At 72.9% G+C, this 22,124-nt stretch carries 20 protein-coding genes; 11 read left to right on the top strand and 9 right to left on the bottom strand.

The genetic code is table 11. The annotated features are described in order from the left end of the window. Positions 1-12: 12 nt before the first annotated feature. Positions 13-1,671 (top strand): cytochrome bc1 complex cytochrome b subunit, encoded by a 1,659-nt coding sequence (gene qcrB, locus MB828_RS45910; protein ID WP_301653343.1) that lies wholly within the window; start codon positions 13-15, stop codon positions 1,669-1,671. Between the two features lie 54 nt (positions 1,672-1,725). Here qcrB and MB828_RS45905 read toward each other — a convergent pair whose 3' ends face one another. Together MB828_RS45905 and MB828_RS45900 are read right to left on the bottom strand one after the other, a co-directional pair. Continuing rightward, on the bottom strand, positions 1,726-2,685 hold the full coding sequence (locus MB828_RS45905) for an acyl-CoA dehydrogenase family protein (RefSeq protein WP_301653342.1): 960 nt from the start codon (positions 2,683-2,685) through the stop codon (positions 1,726-1,728). 1 nt (position 2,686) lies between these two features. Next, on the bottom strand, positions 2,687-3,826 hold the full coding sequence (locus MB828_RS45900) for an acyl-CoA dehydrogenase family protein (protein WP_301653434.1): 1,140 nt from the start codon (positions 3,824-3,826) through the stop codon (positions 2,687-2,689). Between the two features lie 53 nt (positions 3,827-3,879). Here MB828_RS45900 and MB828_RS45895 point away from each other — a divergent pair, with 53 nt between their 5' ends. Genes MB828_RS45895 through MB828_RS45885 form a run of 3 tightly spaced genes read left to right on the top strand, consistent with a single transcriptional unit; the run spans position 3,880 to position 6,509 of the window. After that, on the top strand, positions 3,880-4,668 hold the full coding sequence (locus MB828_RS45895) for an SDR family oxidoreductase (protein WP_133028326.1): 789 nt from the start codon (positions 3,880-3,882) through the stop codon (positions 4,666-4,668). Positions 4,669-4,693: 25 nt separating this feature from the next. Further along, entirely contained in the window at positions 4,694-5,305 is a 612-nt protein-coding gene (locus MB828_RS45890; protein WP_046729596.1) for a TetR/AcrR family transcriptional regulator, read from the top strand. A gap of 46 nt (positions 5,306-5,351) precedes the next feature. Further along, complete coding sequence (locus tag MB828_RS45885) at positions 5,352-6,509, top strand: acetyl-CoA C-acetyltransferase (protein ID WP_133028327.1); 1,158 nt, start codon at positions 5,352-5,354, stop codon at positions 6,507-6,509. Positions 6,510-6,518: 9 nt separating this feature from the next. Here the strand turns inward: MB828_RS45885 and MB828_RS45880 are convergent, their stop codons facing one another. Genes MB828_RS45880 through MB828_RS45865 form a run of 4 tightly spaced genes read right to left on the bottom strand, consistent with a single transcriptional unit; the run spans position 6,519 to position 9,898 of the window. Next, positions 6,519-7,568, bottom strand: a complete 1,050-nt coding sequence (locus MB828_RS45880) for an NAD(P)H-dependent flavin oxidoreductase (RefSeq protein ID WP_301653341.1) — start codon at positions 7,566-7,568, stop codon at positions 6,519-6,521. Then, the gene (locus tag MB828_RS45875) at positions 7,568-8,296 is read right to left on the bottom strand and encodes a CoA-transferase subunit beta (protein WP_301653340.1); all 729 of its coding nucleotides are present in this window, start codon (positions 8,294-8,296) and stop codon (positions 7,568-7,570) included. Before MB828_RS45875 ends, MB828_RS45880 begins: the two co-directional genes overlap by 1 nt. Beyond that, positions 8,293-9,129, bottom strand: coding sequence for a CoA transferase subunit A (locus MB828_RS45870; protein ID WP_133028426.1), 837 nt, complete (start codon positions 9,127-9,129; stop codon positions 8,293-8,295). Before MB828_RS45870 ends, MB828_RS45875 begins: the two co-directional genes overlap by 4 nt. A gap of 7 nt (positions 9,130-9,136) precedes the next feature. Then, entirely contained in the window at positions 9,137-9,898 is a 762-nt protein-coding gene (locus MB828_RS45865; protein ID WP_301653339.1) for an enoyl-CoA hydratase family protein, read from the bottom strand. A 99-nt stretch (positions 9,899-9,997) separates the two neighbouring features. Here MB828_RS45865 and MB828_RS45860 point away from each other — a divergent pair, with 99 nt between their 5' ends. Beyond that, positions 9,998-10,762, top strand: a complete 765-nt coding sequence (locus MB828_RS45860) for an SDR family oxidoreductase (RefSeq protein ID WP_301653338.1) — start codon at positions 9,998-10,000, stop codon at positions 10,760-10,762. Next, positions 10,759-11,664 (top strand): SDR family oxidoreductase, encoded by a 906-nt coding sequence (locus MB828_RS45855; RefSeq protein ID WP_301653337.1) that lies wholly within the window; start codon positions 10,759-10,761, stop codon positions 11,662-11,664. Before MB828_RS45860 ends, MB828_RS45855 begins: the two co-directional genes overlap by 4 nt. 52 nt (positions 11,665-11,716) lie before the next feature. Here the strand turns inward: MB828_RS45855 and MB828_RS45850 are convergent, their stop codons facing one another. Further along, positions 11,717-12,607, bottom strand: a complete 891-nt coding sequence (locus MB828_RS45850) for a hypothetical protein (protein ID WP_301653336.1) — start codon at positions 12,605-12,607, stop codon at positions 11,717-11,719. A gap of 69 nt (positions 12,608-12,676) precedes the next feature. Further along, a complete protein-coding gene (locus MB828_RS45845; protein ID WP_301653335.1) occupies positions 12,677-14,428 on the bottom strand; it encodes a glycoside hydrolase family 35 protein in 1,752 nt (583 codons plus the stop codon). Between the two features lie 107 nt (positions 14,429-14,535). Between MB828_RS45845 and MB828_RS45840 the strand changes: the two genes are divergently transcribed. The 3 genes from MB828_RS45840 (at position 14,536) to pepN (ending at position 18,529) form a co-directional block, all read left to right on the top strand. Continuing rightward, complete coding sequence (locus MB828_RS45840) at positions 14,536-15,432, top strand: helix-turn-helix domain-containing protein (protein ID WP_301653433.1); 897 nt, start codon at positions 14,536-14,538, stop codon at positions 15,430-15,432. A gap of 35 nt (positions 15,433-15,467) precedes the next feature. After that, the gene (locus tag MB828_RS45835; protein ID WP_301653334.1) at positions 15,468-15,824 is read left to right on the top strand and encodes a chorismate mutase; all 357 of its coding nucleotides are present in this window, start codon (positions 15,468-15,470) and stop codon (positions 15,822-15,824) included. Positions 15,825-16,045: 221 nt separating this feature from the next. Then, positions 16,046-18,529, top strand: a complete 2,484-nt coding sequence (gene pepN / locus MB828_RS45830; RefSeq protein ID WP_301653333.1) for an aminopeptidase N — start codon at positions 16,046-16,048, stop codon at positions 18,527-18,529. Positions 18,530-18,573: 44 nt separating this feature from the next. On the opposite strand, the gene MB828_RS45825 is transcribed toward pepN, so the two are convergent. Next, a complete protein-coding gene (locus MB828_RS45825; protein ID WP_301653332.1) occupies positions 18,574-19,122 on the bottom strand; it encodes a GNAT family N-acetyltransferase in 549 nt (182 codons plus the stop codon). Between the two features lie 228 nt (positions 19,123-19,350). Between MB828_RS45825 and MB828_RS45820 the strand changes: the two genes are divergently transcribed. Both MB828_RS45820 and MB828_RS45815 read left to right on the top strand, forming a co-directional pair. Beyond that, positions 19,351-20,709, top strand: coding sequence for a pyridoxal phosphate-dependent decarboxylase family protein (locus MB828_RS45820; protein ID WP_301653331.1), 1,359 nt, complete (start codon positions 19,351-19,353; stop codon positions 20,707-20,709). After that, entirely contained in the window at positions 20,706-22,112 is a 1,407-nt protein-coding gene (locus tag MB828_RS45815; protein WP_301653330.1) for a lysine N(6)-hydroxylase/L-ornithine N(5)-oxygenase family protein, read from the top strand. Before MB828_RS45820 ends, MB828_RS45815 begins: the two co-directional genes overlap by 4 nt. The last annotated feature ends 12 nt before the right edge of the window (positions 22,113-22,124 follow it).

Here is a 22,124-nt window from a genome sequence, read left to right as displayed (position 1 = left end):
GGCGGGCGACGTATGGACGACGGCGCGCGAACGGTGAACGGACAGGCACGGCTGGGGAGTTCAGCGGACCGGGCGGCTCCGCCCGGCAAGGGCGAGAAACTCGCGGACTGGGCGGACGGGCGGCTCGGGATCTACAGCCTTGCCAAGGCCAACATGCGCAAGGTGTTCCCGGACCACTGGTCCTTCATGCTCGGTGAGATCTGCCTCTACAGCTTCCTCATCCTGATCCTCACGGGCGTCTACCTCACCCTGTTCTTCGAGCCCAGCGGCGCCGAGGTCGTCTACCACGGCAGCTACGAGCCGATGAACGGCATCATCATGACCAAGGCGTACGAGTCGACGCTGCACATCAGCTTCGACGTGCGCGGCGGCCTGCTGATCCGGCAGATCCACCACTGGGCGGCGCTGGTCTTCGTGGCCGGGATGGTCGTCCACATGATGCGGGTCTTCTTCACCGGCGCCTTCCGCAAGCCCCGCGAGGTCAACTGGCTGCTCGGCTGGACCCTGCTGTTCCTGGCCATCCTCACCGGCCTGACCGGCTACTCGCTCCCGGACGACCTGCTCTCCGGCACCGGCGTCCGGTTCGCCGACGGCGCGATCCTGTCCATCCCGATCGTCGGCTCGTACCTCTCGATGTTCCTGTTCGGCGGGGAGTTCCCGGGGCACGACATCATCTCGCGCTTCTTCCCGATCCACGTCCTGCTGCTGCCCGGGATCATGCTGGGCCTGGTCGTCGCCCACCTGATCCTGGTCTTCTACCACAAGCACACCCAGTACCCGGCGCCCGGACGCGACCAGAAGAGCGTGGTCGGCATGCCCTTCCTGCCGGTCTACATGGCCAAGGCCGGCGGCTTCTTCTTCCTCGTCTTCGGTGTCCTCGCGGTCATCGGCGGCATCGCCACCATCAACCCGGTCTGGGCGTTCGGCCCCTACCGCCCCGACCTGGTGACCACGGGCGCCCAGCCCGACTGGTACCTAGGTTTCTCCGAGGGCCTGATCCGGGTGATGCCCGGCTGGGAGATCAACGCCTGGGGGCACACCCTGGAACTGGGCGTCTTCATCCCCTTCTCGCTCTTCCCGCTCTTCCTCCTCGCCATCGGCGTCTACCCGTTCATCGAGGCGTGGATCACCGGCGACCGACGTGAACACCACATCCTCGACCGGCCGCGCAACGCCCCCGTCCGCACCGCCCTCGGCGTCGCCTGGCTCACCGTCTACTTCGTGCTGCTGATCGGCGGCGGCAACGACATCGTGGCCACCCACCTGCATCTCTCCATCAACACGATCACCTGGTTCGTACGGATCTCCGTCTTCGTCGCCCCCGTCCTCGCCTTCGTCGTCACCAAGCGGATCTGTCTCGGACTGCAACGCCGGGACCGCGACAAGGTGCTGCACGGCAGGGAGACCGGCCTCATCAAGATGCTTCCGCACGGCGAGTACATCGAGGTCCACGAACCCCTCAGCCAGGCCCAGCTGTTCACCCTCACCCAGCACGAACAGAACCCGCCCTACGAACTGGGCCCACTGGAGGACGCCAACGGGGTACGGCGGAAGGTCACGCTCTCGCAGCGGGTACGGGCGAGCCTGGCCAGGGGAATGTTCGGCCCCGACACCCACATCCCCAAGCCGACCCAGGAGGAGTACCGGGAGCTGACAAGAGGCGATCACTGACGCGCCCCGCAGGGGCGCGGGGAACTGCGCGACCAGCCCCCACCGGCCCGCAGCCTAAGGACGACCGAGGACCACCCGTCTGCACTCCTCCGGCGCACCCCAAGCCCCCCGGAGGGCCCGCGCCTTGGTCAGCCAGAGCGACAGGTCGTACTCCGCCGTGTACCCGATCGCCCCGTGCAGTTGCAGTGCCGCCCGCGCCGCCGCGTACCCGGCCTCGCACGCGCTGAGCTTCGCCGCGGCCACGTCCGCCGGACTCATCGTCACGGCCGCCCCGAACACCATCGGCCGGGCGAACTCCAACGCGATCTTCACGTCGGCCAGCCGATGCCGGACCGCCTGGAACGACCCGATGGGCACGCCGAACTGGGTGCGCTGCTTGACGTACTCCACCGTCCGGTCGAGCAGCGCCAGCCCCACGCCCAGCGCCTGGGCGGCCGTCGCCAGCCGGGCCCAGAGCACTGCCTCCGCCCATACCGGCTCCGCGCCGACCAGCTCGCCGACCGGCGGCAGCGGGGTGAGCCGGCGCGCCGGATCCAGGGACCGGCGCACCGCACCGGCACCGGGCGACAACCGCAGCCCCTCCGGCGTGGCCGCCAGCCGCACATCGGCCGCGTCCCCGTCCAGCGCGAAGCCGTACCCGTGGCTCTCGGACGCCACCGTGGCCATCGTCTCTCCCGACGTGATCCCCGGCAGGAACCGCTTGGCGAGGCCCTCGCCGTCATCGAGCAGCACCGCCGCCGCCACTGTCTCCGCCACCGGCCCGGGCATCGCGTACCGCCCCAACTCGACGCAGGCGACGGCGAGTTCGACCGGCCGGCGGCCCGCCCCGCCGTACTCCTCCGGCACCGCAAGACCGAACACCCCCGCCTCGGCGATACGACCCCACAGCGCCCGCCCGCTCGCGTGCTCACCGCGGCTCCAGTCCCGTACCACCCGCGGGGTGTCCGCCGCCGCCAGCAGCGCCCGCAGGGCGGACGCGAAGTCGCGCTGCTCGGTGTCGAGGAGGAAACGCATGTCAGCGGCGTCCCTTCGGCAGGCCGAGCAGGCGCTCGGCGATGATGTCGCGCTGGATCTCGTTGGTGCCCGCGTAGATGGGGCCGGCGAGCGCGAAGACATACCCCTCGGACCACGGTGAGCCGGCCTCCTCGCCCGCCGGGCCCAGCAGGTCGAGCGCCGTCTCGTGCAGCGCGAGGTCCAGCTCGGACCAGAACACCTTGTTGAGGCTGGACTCCGGGCCCAGCGCCTCGCCGTCCAGGTGGCGCGAGGCGGCCGCGTAGGTGAACAGCTGATAGGCGCGGGCGCGGATGACGGCGTCGGCGACCGCGGCCGCGGCGGACTCCGGGGCCCCCTGCTCCTGCCAGAGGCTCAGCAGCCGGTCGGCGCGGGCCAGGAACCGGCCCGGCGACCGCAGGGTCAGCCCTCGCTCGTTGCCCGCCGTCGACATCGCGATCCGCCAGCCCTGGCCCGGTTCGCCGATCACGTCCTCGTCCGGCACGAACACCTGGTCCAGGAAGAGTTCGGCGAAGGCGGGCTTCCCGTCGAGGCGGCCGATGGGCCGGACGGTCACGCCCGGCGCGCGCAGGTCGAACATCAGGTACGTGAGCCCCTGGTGCGGTCTGAGGGTGTCGGGATCGCTGCGGAACAGGCCGAAGGCGCGGTCCGCGAAGGCCGCCCGTGACGACCAGGTCTTCTGGCCGGTCAGCAGCCAGCCGCCGGCCGTCCGCACCGCCCTGGACCGCAGGGCGGCCAGGTCGGAACCGGCCTCCGGTTCGGACCAGGCCTGCGCCCAGACCACCTCCCCGGTGGCCATCGGCGGCAGCACCCGGGTGCGTTGCTCCTCGGTGCCGTGGTCGAAGAGGGTCGGCGCGAGCAGGCTGACGCCGTTCTGGCCGACCCGGCCCGGCGCACCCGCCGCGTAGTACTCCTCCTCGAAGACCAGCCATCGGACCAGTCCCGCGTCCCGGCCGCCGTACCGTTCCGGCCAGGACACCACCGACCAGCGGTCGGCGGCCAGTTCGGCCTCCCACTCGCGGTGCGCCGCGAAGCCCTCCGTGGTCTCCAGGGAGGGGAGCGGGCGGGCCGGCACATGCGCCGTCAGCCAGGCGCGGGCCTCGGCGCGGAACTCCTCGTCCGCCGGGGTGTGGGTCAGGTCCACTGCCTCCGTCACCGTCCTTCCCTAACAAGTGTTTGGTAGGTTAGCGTGGCCCTATGACAGGCGTCGAGACTCCGGAGTACGTGCCCGGGCACGGGCTGCTCGAGGGCCGCACCGCCGTCATCACCGCCGCGGCCGGGGCGGGGATCGGCGGGGCGACCGCACGGCGCTTCCTGGAGGAGGGCGCGCGCGTACTGATCAGCGACGCGCACGCCCGGCGGCTCAAGGAGCACGAGGCCGGACTCGCCCGGGAGTTCCCCGGCGCCGTCGGTGCCGTCGCGTGCGACGTGACCGACGAGGCGCAGGTGGGGGCCCTGTTCGACACCGCCGTCCGGGACCACGGACGCCTGGACATCGTCGTCAACAACGCGGGGCTCGGCGGCACTTCGGCGCTCGTCGACATGAGTGACGACCAGTGGTCGCGGGTCCTCGACGTCACCCTGGGCGGCACCTTCCGGTGCCTGCGGGCCGCCCTGCGGCGGTTCCGGGAGGGCGGGCACGGCGGGGTGGTCGTCAACAACTCCTCCGTGCTCGGCTGGCGGGCCCAGGCCGGGCAGGCGCACTACGCCGCCGCCAAGGCCGGGGTGATGGCGCTGACCCGCTGCGCGGCGATCGAGGCCGCCGAGTACGGGGTCCGGGTCAACGCCGTGGCGCCGAGCCTCGCCATGCACCCCCACCTGGTGAAGGTGACCTCGGCCGACCTGCTGGCGGAACTCACCGCCCGCGAGGCCTTCGGGCGCCACGCCGAACCCTGGGAGGTGGCCAACGCGATCGTCTTCCTGGCGTCCGGCTACTCCTCCTACCTCACCGGCGAGGTCGTCTCCGTCAGCGGCCAGCATCCCTGACCCCCGGAGCGACCACAATGGACCCGTGCCGACCAAGAAGAAGCCCCAGGTGACCGCCGCCCCCGCCCGGCGCCGTGAACTCCTCGAGACCGCCGCCGAGGTCTTCGCCGAACAGGGCTACAACGCCACCACCGTACGCAAGATCGCCGACCACGCGGGCATGCTCGCGGGCAGCCTCTACTACCACTTCGACTCCAAGGAATCGATGTTGGAGGAGATCCTGCGGACCTTCCTCGACGAGCTCTGGGACGGCTACGACACCGTCCTGGACGCCGCGCTCGGCCCCCGCGAGACCCTCGAAGCCCTCGTCACCGAGTCCTTCCGGGAGATCGACCGGCACCGCGCCGCCGTGGCGATCTACCAGAAGGAGAGCAGGCAGCTGGTCGCGCAGGACAGGTTCGCCTTTCTCGCCGAGTCGCAGCGCCGGTTCGAGAAGGCGTGGCTGGCCACGCTGGAACGCGGGGTCGCCGCGCGCGTCTTCCGCGCCGACCTCGACGTCCGTCTCACCTACCGGTTCGTGCGCGACACCGTGTGGGTGGCCGCGTCCTGGTACCGGCCGGGCGGACAGCACAGCCCGGAGGAGATCGCCCGGCAGTACCTGTCGATGGTGCTGGACGGGATCGCCGTCCGTGAGTAGCTCACCCATTCGTTGAAAACCCCTTTCTGGGCAGGGAGTCGATGACATGGCCGAGGCCTACATAGTCGAAGCGGTGCGCACGCCGGTCGGTCGGCGCGGGGGCGGACTGAGCGGGGTCCACCCGGCCGACCTGGGCGCCCATGTGCTGACCGCCCTGGTCGAGCGGTCCGGCGTGGACCCGGCCGCCGTCGAGGACGTCGTCTTCGGCTGCCTCGACGCGGTCGGACCGCAGGCCGGTGACATCGCCCGCACCAGCTGGCTGGCGGCCGGTCTGCCCGAGGAGGTGCCGGGCGTCACCGTCGACCGGCAGTGCGGGTCCTCGCAGCAGGCCGTGCACTTCGCCGCGCAGGCCGTCCTGTCGGGCACTCAGGACCTGGTGGTCGCCGGCGGCGTCCAGAACATGTCCCAGATCCCCATCGCGTTCGCCTCCCGCCAGGCCGCCGAGCCGCTGGGCCTGACCGAGGGGCCCTTCCTGGGCAGCGAGGGCTGGCGGTCCCGCTACGGACGGCAGCCCGTCAACCAGTTCGCCGGCGCCGAGATGATCGCCGCCAAGTGGGGCATCAGCCGCCAGGACCAGGAGGAGTTCGCCCTGCGCTCCCACCGGCGGGCACTGAGCGCCATCGACGAGGGCCGCTTCGAACGCGAGACGGTCCCCTACGGTCACGTCCCGGTGGACGAGGGCCCGCGCCGGGACACCTCCCTGGAGAAGATGGCCGCCCTCAAGCCGGTCGTCGACGGCGGCACCATCACCGCCGCCTGCTCCTCCCAGGTCTCCGACGGCGCCGCCGCGATGCTCCTCGCCTCCGAACGGGCCGTCCGCGAACACGGACTGCGTCCCCGAGCCCGCGTCCACCACCTCTCCGTCCGCGGCGAGGACCCCATCCGCATGCTCTCCGCGCCCATCCCGGCCACCGCCCACGCCCTGAAGAAGACCGGCCTGACCATCGACGCCATCGACCTCGTCGAGATCAACGAGGCGTTCGCCCCGGTCGTCCTCGCCTGGCTCAAGGAGACCGGCGCCGACCCCGCCAGGGTCAACGTCAACGGTGGCGCCATCGCCCTCGGTCACCCCCTCGGCGCGACCGGTGTCAAGCTCATGACGACCCTCCTCCACGAACTGGAACGCACCGACGGCCGGTTCGGCCTCCAGACGATGTGCGAGGGCGGCGGCCAGGCGAACGTGACGATCATCGAACGGCTGTGAAGGCCATGTTCATCGAGCTGTTGTGAGGCGGGTTCTGACCTCCTCGGCCTCCTTCATGATCCGTTCCACCAGTTCCGCGCACGACGGCAGGTCGTCGATCACCCCGGCGACCTGCCCGGCCGCCATCACCCCCAGGTCCGTACGGCCGTCCACCATCGCCGACCTGAGCAGCATCGGCGTGTTCGCGGCCAGCAGCACCTGACTCCACGACAGCTCCTTGCCGTGCCGCAGGGCCAGGCCGTCCCGGACCAGGTGCCGCCAGGTGAGCCCGGACAGCTTCCGGAACCCCGCCGCCCGCCGTATGGCATGCAGCAGACTCCGGGCCCGGCCCGAACGCTCCAACGCGGCCACCAGATCGGACCGCAGCATCCGGTGCGGCAGCCCGTCCACCGCCCTGGTCACCGTGACGTCCTTGACCGTCGCCGCCAGATATCTCGCCTTGACCGCGTCCGGCACCGTCGAGTCGGAGGTGAGCAGGAACCGGGTGCCCATCGCCACGCCCGCCGCGCCGTACGCCAGCGCCGCCATCAGCCCCCGCCCGTCGAAGAAACCGCCGGCGGCCACCACCGGTATCCGCACCGCGTCCACCACCTGCGGCAGCAGCACGCTGGTCGCCACCTCACCGGTGTGCCCGCCGCCCTCGCCGCCCTGCACGATCACCGCGTCCGCGCCCCACGCCGCCACCTTCTCGGCGTGCCGCCGGGCCCCGACGGACGGGATCACCACCACGCCCGCCGCCTTCAGCTCGGTGATCAGCTCGGGGGCGGGAGCCAGCGCGAAGGACGCCACCCGCACACCCCCGTCGACGATCAGCCGCACCCGGTCACCGGCGTCGGCCGCGTCCGCCCGCAGGTTCACCCCGAACGGGGCGTCCGTGCGGCACCGAACCTCCGCTATCGCGGCCCGCAACTGGTCCAGGGTCATCGTGGCGGAGGCCAGGATGCCGAGGGCCCCGGCGTCGGCCGTGGCCGAGACCAGCCGGGGGCCGGCCACCCAGCCCATCCCCGTCTGCACGACCGGATGCCGGATCCCCACCAGCCGCGTCAGCGCCGTCTCCATCAGCCGGCGACCTCCCTCGTCCGCGCACCACCGGGATCGAGCACTTCGCGGATCAGCCGCAGCTCCTCCGCGTCCGGCTCGCGGGTGTACGGCACCTCGTCCGGCACCACGAGCTCGAAGTCCGTCGCCTCCCGGACCTCGTCGACGCGCACCCCCGGATGCAGCGCCGCCAGCCGCATCGAGTGGTCCGGGGTCTCGAAGTCGAGGACACCGAGGTCGGTGACCACCCGGTGGATCCGGTGGAAGCGTTCCGTGCCCGGATGCCGGGCCACCCGGTCGTAACCCACCCCGCACACCATGTCGACCCGCGCCACGAACACCCGCCGTGAGTGCTTCGGCACCCAGTAACTCGTCGGGTTGTTCAGTGTGTTCAGGGTCGCCCCGCGCACCCCGAGCAACTGCCGCCGGGGCCGGGCCCAGTCGCCGATGCACGAGATGTTCTGGTTGCCGTACCGGTCGAGCTGGCTCGCGCCCATCATCACGTGCCGCCGTCCGCCGGCCACCAGCGCGAGATGCTGACGGTAGGGCAGCCAGCCCTCGGGTGTCCCGTCCGGCCGGACCAGGGTCGCCTCGCCGTCGGTGAGCAGCAGGTCCGGGGCGAAGGTGAGCCGGGCCAGCCGTGCGCCCAGGGAGGGGATCAGGCCCATCGGGCTCGCCAGGATCTCACCGGAGCCGCGCCAGGCCTCGGCACAGGCCAGCACGCAGTACTCGGAGCGGAGAACGTTCATCGGGCCTGCTCCTCCTGCCAGTCACGCACCGCCGACCGGTAGGCCTGTTCGTCACCGGCCAGGAAGCGTGTCGCGAAGTCCTCCCACGGAGTGCTCGCGTACCACCGCTGGAACTCCTCGTCCCGGCCGTAGTCCGGAGCACAGGACGTGAAGTGGGCGCCGCCCGGGGCCTCCACCACCCCCGTCACGTCGAGCCGTTTGACCAGCAGCGACTGCGGGGCCGCCGCCTTCGTCAACTCGGCGGTGTCCACCAGCCGTTCACAGGAGACGTAGGCCGTGTCCGCCGCCGCGCAGAACAGGTCGTCGAAGTAGGGGTCCGGGCCCAGGTACTGTCCGTTGCCCAGCCGGTCGGCGCGGTTGACGTGGACCAGGGCCGCGTCCAGCCGGAGGGCGGGCATCGCCACGAACGTCTCCCCGTCGTCGTACGGCGAGGTGACCGTCCGCAGGCCCGGGTTGACCCGCATGACGTCCGAGCCGAGGCCGGCCCGCACCGGGAGGAACGGCAGCCGGTTCGCCGCCGCGTGCAGGCCCCACATGAACATGCCCTCGTCCACCTCGGTCAGTTCGAGTGCGCCGCGTTCGCGGGCCGCGCGGTAGTGCGGTTCGAGCGGGACGGAGTCGAGCGTGACGAAGGCCGTCACCAGCCTGCGCACCCGGCCGGCCGCGACCAGCATCCCGACGTCGGGACCGCCGTACGAGACCAGGGTGAGATCGTCGATACCGGCCCGAAGTAACGCTCTGACCAGGGACATCGGTTTGCGTCGGGAACCCCAGCCGCCGATGCCGAGGGTCATGCCGCTCGTCAGCCGGGCGACGACCTCGTCGGCGGTCATCGTCTTGTCAGTCGTTTTCGGCACTCCCAGCACCCTCCTTTCCGAAGGTGTCACGGACCCGGTCGGCCACCCCGCTGAGGGCGGCCTCGAAGGTGAAGCCCTGTTCGAAGCGGTAGCTCCGCCGTACGTCGACGGGGTCGACGCCGTTGATGGCGGCCTTGGCCAGCCGCAGCAGGCTGCCGTCCTTCACGGCGATCTCCCGCGCCAGCTCCAGGGCGGCCGCGTCCAGTTCCCCGCGCGGGACGACCCGCCACACCGAGCCGTGCGCGTGCAGCTCGGCCGCGGTCGCCGTGCGCGAGGTGTAGTACAGCGTCCGCATCATGTGCGGCGGCACCAGCCGGGCCAGGTGCGTGGCGGCGCCCAGCGCGCCCCGGTCCAGCTCGGGAAGGCCGAACACGGCGTCCTCGCTCGCCACGATCGCGTCCGCGTTGCCCACCAGACCTATCCCGCCGCCCAGGCAGAAGCCGTGCACCGCGGCCACCACCGGGGTCTCGCACTCGTACACCGCCGCGAAGGCCTCCGCGCAACCGCGGTTCACGCCGATCAGCGCCTCGTTCCCGGCGGCCTGGAGCTCCTTGATGTCCACGCCCGCGTTGAAGCCCCGGCCCTCGGCGGCCAGCACCACGCAGCGCACCGCGGGATCGCGGCCGGCGGCGCGCACGGCGTCGGCCAGCTCGCACCAGCCGTGCACCGGCAGCGCGTTCACCGGCGGGAAGTCGACCGTGACGAGCGAGATTCCCTTTTCCGGGGACGAGGTGGAGACACCCATGGACGCATCAGCTACCTTCGCACTCAGCTGCCTTTCCACCAAACATTTGTTAGGTGAGGCTTCGAAGCTAGCAGCCGGTGCGGACGAGCGGGAGGCCCTGTGGATAACTCGCCGAGCGGCAGGATCGTGGTCGTCACCGGCGGCACCAGAGGCGTGGGCGCCGGGATCGCCCGCGCCTTCGCCGAGACCGGCGCCCGGGTGCTGGCCTGCGCCCGCCGACCGCCCGAACAGCCCCTGGACGGTGTCGAGTTCGCCCCTCTCGACCTGCGCGACCCGCCCGCCGTCCGCGCCTTCTTCGACGCCCTGCCGCGGGTCGACGTGCTCGTCAACAACGCGGGCGGCACCCCTTACCGGAGGCTCGCCGACGCCGAAGCGGAGCGGCACGCCCGGGTGATCGAGCTCAATCTCGTCACCCCGCTGACCGCCTCCCTCGCCGCGTACCAGCGGCTCAGCCGGGCCGGGGGAGCGGTGGTGATGGTCGGCAGCGTCAGCGGCGGCCGGCCCTCGCCGGGGTCGGCCGCCTACGGCGCGGCCAAGGCCGGGCTGGAGAGCCTCGCCCGGTCCATGGCGGTGGAGTGGGCGCCGCGGGTTCGGGTCAACACGCTGGTCGTCGGCATGGTCCGCACCGAGCTGGCCGGCCTCCACTACGGCGGTCCGGACGGCATCGACGCCGTCTCACGGACCGTTCCGCTCGGCCGTCTCGCCGTTCCGTCCGACGTCGGGGCCGCCGCCGTCTTCCTCGCCTCCGACGCGGCCGCCTACATCACCGGGGCCAGCCTGCTCGTGCACGGGGGCGGGGAGCGGCCGGCCTTCCTCGACGCCGCGACCGCCAACAAGGACTGTGGACAAGGAGGACTGGGATGAGCGGAATCTGTGCGGGCCGGGTCGTGGCCGTCACCGGTGCCGGGCGCGGGCTCGGCCGGGCCCACGCGCTCGCCTTCGCCGCCGAGGGCGCCCGGGTCGTCGTGAACGACCTCGGCGTCGGCCTCGACGGCGTGCCGGGCCCGGACAGTCCCGCCCGGGCCGTCGTGGACGAGATCCGGGCGGCCGGCGGCGAGGCGGTGGCGCACGGGGGTGACATCGCGACCGACGCCGGGGCCGCGTCCCTGGTGGCGACGGCCCTGGACGCGTACGGCCGCCTCGACACCCTCGTCAACAACGCCGGGTTCCTGCGCGACCGGATGCTGGTCAACCTCGGCGAGGACGACTGGGACGCGGTGATGAGGGTGCACCTCAAGGGTCACTTCCTGCCCCTTCGGCACGCGGCGGCGCACTGGCGGGCCGAGGCCAAGGCGGACCGGACCCCGGTGGCCCGGATCGTCAACACCAGCAGCGGGGCCGGTCTGCTGGGCTCGGTCGGACAGGGCAACTACAGCGCCGCGAAGGCCGGCATCGTGGGCCTCACCCTGGTCGCGGCGGCCGAACTCGCCCGCTACGGCGTCCAGGTCAACGCCGTCGCCCCGGCCGCCCGCACCCGGATGACCGAGCGCACGTTCGCCACCACCATGGCCGCTCCCGGCTCCGGTTTCGACGCCATGGCCCCGGAGAACGTCTCCCCGCTCGTGGTCTGGCTGGGCTCCGCCGCGAGCACCGGAGTCACCGGGCGGGTGTTCGAGACGGAGGGCGGCCGGATCACCGTCATGGAGGGCTGGCGGCCCGGTCCGACCGCCGACAAAGGGGCGCGGTGGACCCCGGCCGAGGCGGGCGGGGCGACACTGAAGCTGCTGGCCGAAGCGGAGCCGCCGGGGGCGGTGTACGGGGCGTGACCGGTGCGCCGCCGCGCGGGGACGGCCCTGGCGGTCCGCTCGGGGGCGGCCCTCAGGTGTCGCACTCCAGTACCGTCCGGCACAGCGAGCAGCGCGCCCGGACCCGGCCCCGTACCGGCACCCTGATCCGCTGGTGGCAGGTCGGGCACGGGAACGAGACCCGCAGCCGGCCGCCGCTGTCGGGGGTGAAGGCGTAGGGGGCACCGGGCTGCGGGGCGGGCGCGCCGGGCGCGTGACGGCGGTCGCGCGCGTAGCGGCGGCGGCCCGCCCAGCCGGCCGCGGTCAGCGGCGGCTGCTCCTCGTCCTGGCGGGCCCTGGCCATGCCCTTCTGGTACGCCGTGTACGCCTGCGGGCTGGTGAACCACACGGACGGGTCCTCGCCGAACACGAGGGAGCGCTTGGCCAGGACGTAGCCGAACTCCTCGGGCGTGAGGTAGCCGAGCTTCTGGGAGGCCTCCCCGTGCTCCCGGTACGCGTCAAGGAGCAGCCAGCCCGCGCCGAGGTAGGTGGTCACCGTGTCCGTCAGGATCTCGTTCTCCCGGGTGCTCGGGAAGGACAGGTCCAGACGGTGCAGGTAGACGTGCGTCACCTCGTGGGCGAGGGCCGCGCCGATGTCCCTGCGGTGGGTGCGGAAACGGTCGTTCAGTTCGACGAAGTACTCGGGACCCGCGGTGAGTTCGACGTTCGCCGCGTGGGTCATGTCCTTGAAGCCGACGATCATCCGGGCGTCCGGCAGACGGAAGTGCCGCACGATCCCGTGGGCGACGCGCTGCGAGCCGAGATGGAGGTCGTCGGTGTCGCAGAACGCGACGTCGGCGGGGGCGACGCTGGTGGCGAAGGTCTGGACGGTGTCGTAGGACAGGCGGCGGTACAACGCCGTGACGGCGGCCCGCACGGTGTCCAGGTGCGGGTAGCCGTGTTCCACCGGGCCGCCGTTCGCCACGTCCCTTACCCCCACAGACGCCGCCGGAGCTTCCTTTCCAGTATGCGGGGGACGGCGATCCCCGCGCCCCTAAAGAGGCGTCGTGCGTACCGTCTGCTGTTCGGTGTCCTGGAGTTCCAGGATCCAGATCTCGTTCTCGCCCTCCTTCAGCACCGGGCCGGGGACGTACAGCGAGTCCTGCGGTCCCGTCGACCAGTAGCGGCCCAGGTTGAAGCCGTTGATCCAGACGAAGCCGCGGGTCCAGCCCGGCAGGTGCAGGCGGGCGTCGCCGGCCCCGCGCACCGTCAGCGTGCCCCGGTACAGGCCCGGGACGCCGTCCGCCGGAGGGGAACCGAACGGCACCGCGGCCACACCGCCGTCGAAGGCGTCGAGATCCAGGCCACGCGCGCGTACCCCGTGCAGGAACTGGCGTTCGTGCAGGACGCCGCCGGTGATGCCCTTCGTCTCGCCCGAGCGGGGGCCGTAGTTGACGCGGCCCAGCGACTCCACCCAGAGCTCCACGCGCGCGGGGCCCGCGACCGGCTTCTTGAGCTGGGGTTCCTCCTCGGTGAGCACCCCGGCCCGCTCCCCGTCGACGTAGACCACCGCGAGGTCGCGCAGGCCCCGCGCGGTGAGGGGGTACGGCCGGCGCGGGCCGGGGACGTCCACCTCGTAGCGGATCAGGCCCCGGGCGATGCCCAGCTCCTCGAAGGTCGGCGGGACGGCGTGGACGCGCTCCGGGGTGCCCAGGGTCTCCAGGACGGCGGTCAGGGGCGCCCAGCCGGTCACCGTCACGTCCGCCGGCGCGTCCGACGCGGCCGGTGCGGGCGGCGGTTCGGGCAGAGGGCCGTCGTGGTACTCGGCCAGGACCTCGCGGAAGCGCCAGAACTTCTCGGTGGGGCGTCCGTACTCGTCGATCGGGGCGTCGTAGTCGTACGAGGTCACGTCCGGCTCCAGCGGACCCTCGTGCAGTTCGCCGCCGGGCCGGTTGGCGCCCGCCCAGCCGGCGAAGTTGGTGCCGCCGTGCGCCATGTAGACGTTGACCGACGCCCCGCACTCCAGGATCTCCCGCAGGGCCGCCGCCGCGTCCCGCGCGTCCCGTACGACGTGTTCGCCGCCCCAGTGGTCGAACCAGCCGCACCAGAACTCCATGCACATCAGCGGGCCCCCCGGCTGGTGGCGGCGCAGCACCTCGAAGGCCTCGCGCGCGTGGGAGCCGAAGTTCGCCGTGGCGAGCAGGCCGGGGACCGAGCCGCCGGTGAGCATGTGGTCCTCGGGGCCGTCCGAGGTGACCAGCGGCACCGTGACGCCCTCCGCGCGCAGCAGGTCGGTGAGGTGGGCCAGGTAGGCGGCGTCGGATCCGTAGCTGCCGTACTCGTTCTCGACCTGCACCATGATCACCGGGCCGCCGCGGTCCAGCTGCCGGGACACCACCTCGGGCAGCAGCCGGCGGAACCACGCGTCCACGTACCCGAGGAAACGCTCGTCCCGCGTGCGCGCGCGTGCGCCCAGCTCCCCGGTCACCCAGTGCGGCAGACCGCCGTTCTCCCACTCCGCGCAGATGTACGGTCCCGGCCGCACGATCGCCCACAGACCGGCCTCCCGTGCCGCGTCCAGGAACCGGCCGAGGGCTCCGACGTCCCGGAAGCCGCCCGGCCGCGGCTCGTGCAGGTTCCACGGCACGTACGTCTCCACGCAGTTCAGCCCCATGGCGCGCAGCAGCGCGAGCCGGTGGCGCCACTGCTCCTCGTGCACCCGGAAGTAGTGCAGCGCGCCGGACAGCAGCCGCACCGGCCGCCCGTCCAGCAGGAAATCGGTTTCGCCCACCGTGAAGTCACCCATAGGCTCAGCCTGACCTGTCGGCGGGCGCCCGGACCATGGACAAAGATCGGCAGCACTTGGACGAAAGAGCCGACAGCAAGGAGCGCGCAGTGCCGGGCGGCCCGCCGATCTTCCGTACCTGGATGCGGTTCTTCACACCCGGCGCCGTCCACCGCCGGCTCGGCCTGGTCTGCTGGGGCGTCGGACTCCAGTACGGCGCGGTGCCCGCCGTCGGCCCGCGCCTGCTGGACCATCACGTCGCCGTGGTGATCAGCGCAGGCCGGGGCTGGTACCGCACGCCCGACGGGCGCGGTACCGCCGTCGTGGCGCCCGCGCTGGTGTGGCTCACGCCCGGCGTCCCGCACCACTACGGGCCCGACCCGGACACCGGCTGGGACGAGGCGTTCGTGACCTTCACCGGACCCGACACCGCGACCTACACGGAACTCGGCTACATCGAGCCCGAGCGGCCCGTGGTGCCCCTCGCGGACGCCACCGGCCCCCGCGACGTCATCGCCCGCATCGCGCGCGCCGCCCGCCGGGGCAACCCCCTCCTGGAGGTCGAGACCGGCGCCGCCGTGCACGAGCTCCTCGTCGCCCTGCGGCACGCGCGCGCCGACCTCGCCCCCGACGGCGACCCGGTGCTGCACGCGCTCGCCCGGGACGCCTGCACCGGCATGACCGTCGCCGACCACGCGGCCCGGCACGGCATGACCCCCGCCGAGCTGCGCACCGCCGTCCGCCGGGTCGCCGGGTGCAGCCCCAAGGACTACCTGATCGGCATCCGGCTCGGCCGCGCCCAGGAACTCCTCGCCACCACCGAACTGTCCGTCGCCGCCGTCGCCCGCCGCGTCGGCTACGACGATCCGGCCTACTTCTCCCGCCTGTTCACCCGCCGCGTCGGCACGGCCCCCGTGCGCTTCCGCGCCCAGCAGAGCCGGGCCGTGCCCGAGGACTGGAACGACGACCTCCCGGAGCCCGGCGAATCCGGTCCGCCGGCGCCGGGCCCCGCCGAAGGCCCTTAGGGAGCACGCGACCGCCCCCCGTAGGGTTGACGTCCATGACCACCAGCAACACCGGTACCGGTGACGTCGACCCCGCCGTCCGCGCGGAGCTCGGCCGGCTGCGCGACAGCATCGACAACATCGACGCGGCCGTCGTCCACATGCTCGCCGAGCGTTTCAAGGCCACCCAGCAGGTCGGGCGCCTCAAGGCGGTCCACCGGCTGCCCCCGGCCGACCCGGCCCGCGAGGCCCGGCAGATCGCCCGGCTGCGCGCCCTCGCCGAGAACGCGAAACTCGACCCGGCCTTCGCCGAGAAGTTCCTGAACTTCATCATCGCCGAGGTGATCCGGCACCACGAGTCCATCGCCGAGGACACGGTCAACACCAAGGGGGCGGCGGCGGACCCGCACTGACCGGAGCGCGCGCCGTACGCCTGGCAGAGCGCCCCGGCGCCGCCGGGCGACCCCCGCGGGCCGGGGCGCTCGAACGGGCGCGCGGTTGCGGGCCGCGCACGGCGCGGGACGGCGCGTCCACCAGCGCCTACGCGTCCCGTACCGCGGCCGCGCGGCGGACATAAGCCGCGTAGCGCACCCACCCCTGTGCGTCGTCGGTGTCATCGGGCAGCATGGCCCGCATGTCCGTACTGACTCGCGACGAAGCGCAGAGCCGCGCCGAGCTCCTCGACGTCCACCGCTACACGATCGACCTCGACCTGACCACCGGGGACGAGACCTTCGACTCCCGTACCGTGATCAGGTTCACGGCCCGGTCCGACGGCGACACCTTCGTCGAGATGAAGCCCGCCGAACTGCGCGCCGTCACCCTCGACGGACAGTCCCTCGACCCCGAGACGCTGGACCAGGACCGGCTGCCCCTGAGGAACCTCACCGCGGGCGAGCACGAGCTGCGCGTCGAGGCCACCATGCGCTACTCGCGCACCGGTGAGGGCATGCACCGCTTCACCGACCCCACGGACGACCTGACCTACGTCTACACCCAGATGTTCATGGACGACGTGCAGCGCGTCTTCGCCGCCTTCGACCAGCCCGACCTGAAGGCCGTCTTCGAGCTGACCGTCACCGCTCCCGAAGGCTGGAGCGTCCTCGCCAACGGCGTCACCGAGGACCTCGGCGAGGGCCGCTGGCGGGCCGCCGCCACCCCGCTGATCTCCACCTACCTGGTCGCCGTCGCCGCCGGCCCCTGGCACTCGGTGCGCACCGAGCACCGCGGACTGCCCTTCGGCATCCACTGCCGCCGCTCGCTGGCACCGCACCTCGACGCCGACGCCGAGGAGATCCTCGACATCACGCGCGCGTGCTACGACCGCTACCACGAGAAGTTCGAGGAGCCCTACCCCTTCGACTCCTACGACCAGGCGTTCGTCCCCGAGTTCAACGCCGGCGCCATGGAGAACCCGGGCCTGGTCACCTTCCGCGACGAGTTCGTCTACCGCTCCGCCGTCACCGACACCGAGCGCCAGACGCGCGCGATGGTCGTCGCCCACGAGATGGCTCACATGTGGTTCGGCGACCTCGTCACCCTCCGCTGGTGGGACGACATCTGGCTGAACGAGTCCTTCGCCGAGTACATGGGCTACCAGACCCTCACCGAGGCCACCCGCTTCACCGACACCTGGGTCGACTTCGGTGTCGCCCGCAAGGCCTGGGGTTACGACGCCGACCAGCGCCCCTCCACCCACCCCGTCGCCCCCGAGGCCGTCGACGACACCGCCGCCGCGCTGCTCAACTTCGACGGCATCTCCTACGCCAAGGGCGCCTCCGCGCTGCGCCAGCTGGTCGCCTGGATGGGCGAGAAGGACTTCCTGGCCGGCATCAACATCCACTTCCAGCGGCACCGGTTCGGCAACGCCAGCCTCGCCGACTTCATCGACTCCCTCGCCGCCGCCACCGACCGCGACGTGCACGGCTGGGCCGACAGCTGGCTGCGCACCACCGGCGTCGACACCCTCACCCCGGTCCTGGCCACCGCCGCCGACGGCACCCGCGACCTCACCGTGGAGCGCACCGGCAGCCGCCCGCACCGCGTCCGCGTGGGCGTCTACGACCAGGACCTCACCGACGAGGGCCGGCTCACCCTGCGCGAGCGCATCGACCTCGACATCCCGGGGACCGCCCCGCAGCCCCTCGGCAAGCGGCCCGCGCTGCTCCTGCTCAACGACGGCGACCTGACCTACGCCAAGATCCGCTTCGACGCCGACTCCGCCGCCACGATCCGCGCCCACCTGTCGGGCCTGCCCGACCCGCTCACCCGCGCGGTGGTGTGGAACGCCCTGCGAGACGCGGTCCGCGACGGCGAACTGGCGCCCGCCGCCTACCTGGAGACCGCCCGCGCGCATCTCCCGCGCGAGACCGACCTGGCGCTCGTCCAGGGCGTGCTGGCCTTCACCGCGGTCCACCTCGTCGACCGCTACCTCACGCCGGAGGAGCGCCCGGCCGCCCTCGCGACCCTCTCCGCGCTCTGCCGGGACCTCATCCGGCGCACCGAGGACGGCGACAACCCCGGCCTGCGCCTGATCGCCGTACGGCACTTCATCCGCGCCGCCGCCCAGCCCGACACCATCGCCGCCTGGCTCGCCGACGGCACCGTGCCGGGCGGCCCCGAACTCGACCCCGAGCTGCGCTGGCGCATCATGAGCCGGCTCGCCGTCCTCGGCGCCGTCGACGAGGACCGTATCGCCGCCGAGCTGGCACGCGACCCGAGCGCCAGCGGCCAGGAGGGCGCCGCCCGCTGCCGGGCCGCGCTGCCCCACCCGGAGGCCAAGCGCACCGCCTGGGAGGCCATGTTCACCGGCGACGACCTGTCCAACTACCTGTTCGCGGCCACCGCCCAGGGCTTCTGGCACCCCGAACAGGCCGACCTGGTCCGGGAGTACGTGCCGCGCTACTACCAGGACGCGGTCGCCGTCGCCGCCCGGCGCGGGCCCGCCATCGCCGGGGTGGTCGGCCGGGAGGCCTTCCCGGTCCACGCCGTCGACGCCGAGAACCTCGCCCTCGGCCGGGACTGCCTGCGCGACGCCGACCCGGTCACCGCCCTGCGCCGCCGCCTGACCGACGAACTGGACGACCTGGAGAGGGCGCTGCGGGTCCGAGGGGCGTAGACACCACCCCGACAGCGGGTGCGGCTGGGTGAGCGGACGGCCGCTCAGCCCGCGGCCGGGCGGAGTTCCGCCCGGCGTACCCCGCCCTCCCGTGGGCCCGCGCGCCGGTTGCCCACCTCGGCGGCTCTCGGCGTCGGCACGCCCAGGGTGAAGCCGAGGCGCTCCAGGAAGCGCTCCCCGGCCCGCCAGCCCGGCGGCACCGTCGCCGTCACCAGCGACACCCCCTCGGCATGGGCGAGCAGCGACTCGGCCAGCGCCCGGCCGAGGCCCCGGCCACGCGCCCACGGCGCCAGCAGGAACAGGCCCACCGCGACCGCGCCGGGCCCCGGATGGTTGCGCACCGCGTCCACCAGGCCCGAGACCACCCCGTCCCGTTCCAGCACCAGCAGCACCTTGTCGTCGGGGTCGGCGCCCTCGGGCAGCCCGTAGAACAGGCTCTGCACGTCGCCCGGCCCCGACGGCAGCCCCGTCGCCGCCACGAACCAGTCCTCGCAGGCCTCGAAGAGGTCCAGCAGCGGCACCTCGTCCGAGGGCAGCGGCTCCCGTACCAGCACCCGCTCACCGGGCACGTCGATCATCCACGCGTCAACCACCCGACCGACGTTAGCCCCGGTCAGCCCCCGCCTCAACGCCCTAGCCCCGCCCGGCCGCACGCGCGGGCCACCACCCGCCGCCGGACGTCCCGACAGGTTTTCCCCGCACGGCAGTACCCACTTTCGGGTTCCGATCGTTGAGCTTTATGGGCGCGCAGGCCCAATCCCGTACAAGCTGGAACTCCCCCCGCGGACCACCCCCTTAGGCCAGCGACCCGAGGAGAGCCCATGGGCATGCCGCCCCTCGCATCCGGACCGCACGGACCCGACGCCCTGCGGCCCCTGCTGGACACCGTGCTCGACGCCCTGCGCGCGGGCGCCCGGGCACGCGGCGGACCGCTGCCCGCGGGCGGTCCGGAGACGGTGGCCGAGCGCGTCGCGGACGCCGTGGGGGACGTACTCCCCGACGACGGTGATCCCGACGCCCTGCGCACCCTGGTGACCGCCCTCGCCGAGGGCGCGGCCGACCCCGCCGACCCACTGTGCGCGGCGCACCTGCACTGCCCGCCGCTGGCCGTCGCGACCGCCGCGGACCTCGCCGCGAGCGCCCTCAACCCCTCCCTGGACTCCTGGGACCAGGCCCCGGCGGCCACCGCCCTGGAAGCCATGGTCACCCGCACCCTCGCCCACACCATCGGCCTCGCCGACGCCGTGGTCACCAGCGGCGGCACCGAGTCCAACCAACTCGCCCTGCTGCTCGCCCGCGAGGCCCAGGACGGCCGCGTCCAGCTGGTCCACGGAGCCAACGCCCACCATTCGCTGCCCCGCGCCGCCTGGCTGCTCGGCCTGCCCGACCCCGTCGTGGTCCCCGCCCCGAACGGCACCCTCGACCCGGCCGCCCTCCACGACGCCCTCACCCACCTGCCCCGGCCCTGCCTCGTCGCCGCCACCGCCGGCACCACCGACGCCGGGCTCATCGACCCGCTCCCCGAGATCGCCGGGCTCTGCGCGGCCCACGGCGCCCGGCTGCACATCGACGCCGCCTACGGAGGCGGCCTCGCCTTCAGCGACCGGCACCGGGACAAGCTGGCCGGCCTGGAGCGCGCCCACACCGTCACCCTCGACCTGCACAAACTCGGCTGGCAGCCGGTCGCCGCCGGCCTCCTCGCCGTCGCCCGCCCCACCGAGTTCGGCGTCCTGCACCACCGCGCCGACTACCTCAACGCCGACGACGACACCGAGGCCGGCTACCCGGACCTGCTCGGCCGCTCCCTTCGCACCACCCGCCGCCCCGACATCCTCAAGATCGCGGTCACCCTCAGGACCCTCGGCCGCTCCGGACTCGGCGCGCTGGTGGACCAGGTGTGCGCACGCGCCCGGGAGTTCGCGTCCCTGGTCCGCGAACACCCCGGCTTCGAGCTCTACGACCGGCCGGACATCAGCACGGTGCTGTTCCGCCCCGCCGGAGCCACCGACGAGGACGTGGCCGGCATACGGCGCGGCCTGCTGCACGACGGCCGGGCCGTCCTCGGCCGGGCCCGGCTCGACGGCCGGCTCTGGCTCAAAGCCACCCTCCTCAACCCCCACACCCGGCCGGACGAACTGGCCGTCCTCCTGAAACTCGTGGAAGGAACGACCCCGAGATGACCCACCCCCCACACCACGAGCCCGAAGCACCCCGCGACCTGGTCGGCATCGGCATCGGACCGTCCAACCTCTCCCTGGCCGCGCTCGCCCACCCGCTCACCGAACTCGACACCGTCTTCTACGAACAGCGCCCCCGCTTCGACTGGCACGCAGGACTGCTGATCGACGGCACCACCGTCCAGGTGCCGTTCCTCGCCGACCTGGTGACCCTCGCCGACCCCGCCAGCCCCTGGTCGTTCCTCAACTATCTCAAGGCCCGCGAACGGCTCTTCCCGTTCTACTTCGCCGAGCGCTTCCACATCCGGCGCGCCGAGTACGACGCCTACTGCCGGTGGGTCGCCGAGAGCCTGCCCGGACTGCGCTTCTCCCACCAGGTGGACGCGGTCCGCTGGAACTCCGAACGCGACCTGTTCGAGGTCGACCACACCCAGCTCGACGCCGAAGGAGAGGCCGAGGCCCTCGGCCGTACCTACACGAAGAACATCGTCCTCGGGGTCGGCACCGTGCCGTACGTGCCCGACCCGCTCAAGCCGCTGGTGGAGTCCCCGGGCGTACCGGTCGTGCACGCGGCCGACTACCTCGACCACCGCGAGGCCTTCCTCACGGCCGAGCACGTCACCGTCGTCGGCTCCGGCCAGTCCGGTGCCGAGGTCTTCCTCGACCTGCTGAGGAACCGGCCGGCCGGCCGCGAGAAGCTGCACTGGATCGGCCGCAGCGAGGCGTTCGCGCCCATGGAGTACTCCAAGCTCGGCCTGGAGCACTTCACCCCCGACTACACCCGCTACTTCCACTCCCTCGGCGAGCCCGTCCGGGACCGGCTCGTCGCCTCCCAGTGGCAGCTCCACAAGGGCATCGACGCGGACACCATGGCCGCCATCCACGACGAGCTCTACCGCCGCACCCTGCACGGCGGCTGGCCCGACGCCGTCCTCACGCCGGGCGTCCAGGTCCGGACGGCCGGCCGCATCGCCACCACCAAGGTCGAACTCCACCTCGAACACATCCAGCAGGGCGGCCGTTCCCGGCTCACCACCGACGCCGTGGTCCTGGCCACCGGCTACCGTGAACGCCCCCTCGGGCGTCTGCTCGCCGGACTCGACCCCTACCTGCGCCGTGACAGCAGCGAACGCCCGCGCGTGGACGAGCGGTTCCGGCTGGTCCTCGACCCGTCGGTGAGCGGAGCGGCGTACGTCCAGAACGCCGAGCTGCACACCCACGGCGTCGGCGCGCCCGACCTGGGCCTCGCCGCCTGGCGCAGCGCCACCATCCTCAACTCCGTGACCGGCAAGGAGCCCTACCCCCTGCCCGCGCGCACGGCCTTCACCAGCTTCGGCCTGGAGGGACCGGAGGACCGGGTCCCGGCCCAGCAGCAGCCGAGGCAGCTCACGCCCCTGGTCGACTGAGCGACCGGCGCC

Origin of the sequence: Streptomyces arenae, assembly GCF_022343545.1 — a bacterium.
GTDB lineage: Bacteria > Actinomycetota > Actinomycetes > Streptomycetales > Streptomycetaceae > Streptomyces > Streptomyces humi.
Note: the sequence above shows the minus strand (reverse complement) of the source record. Positions and strands in the feature narration are given on the sequence as shown.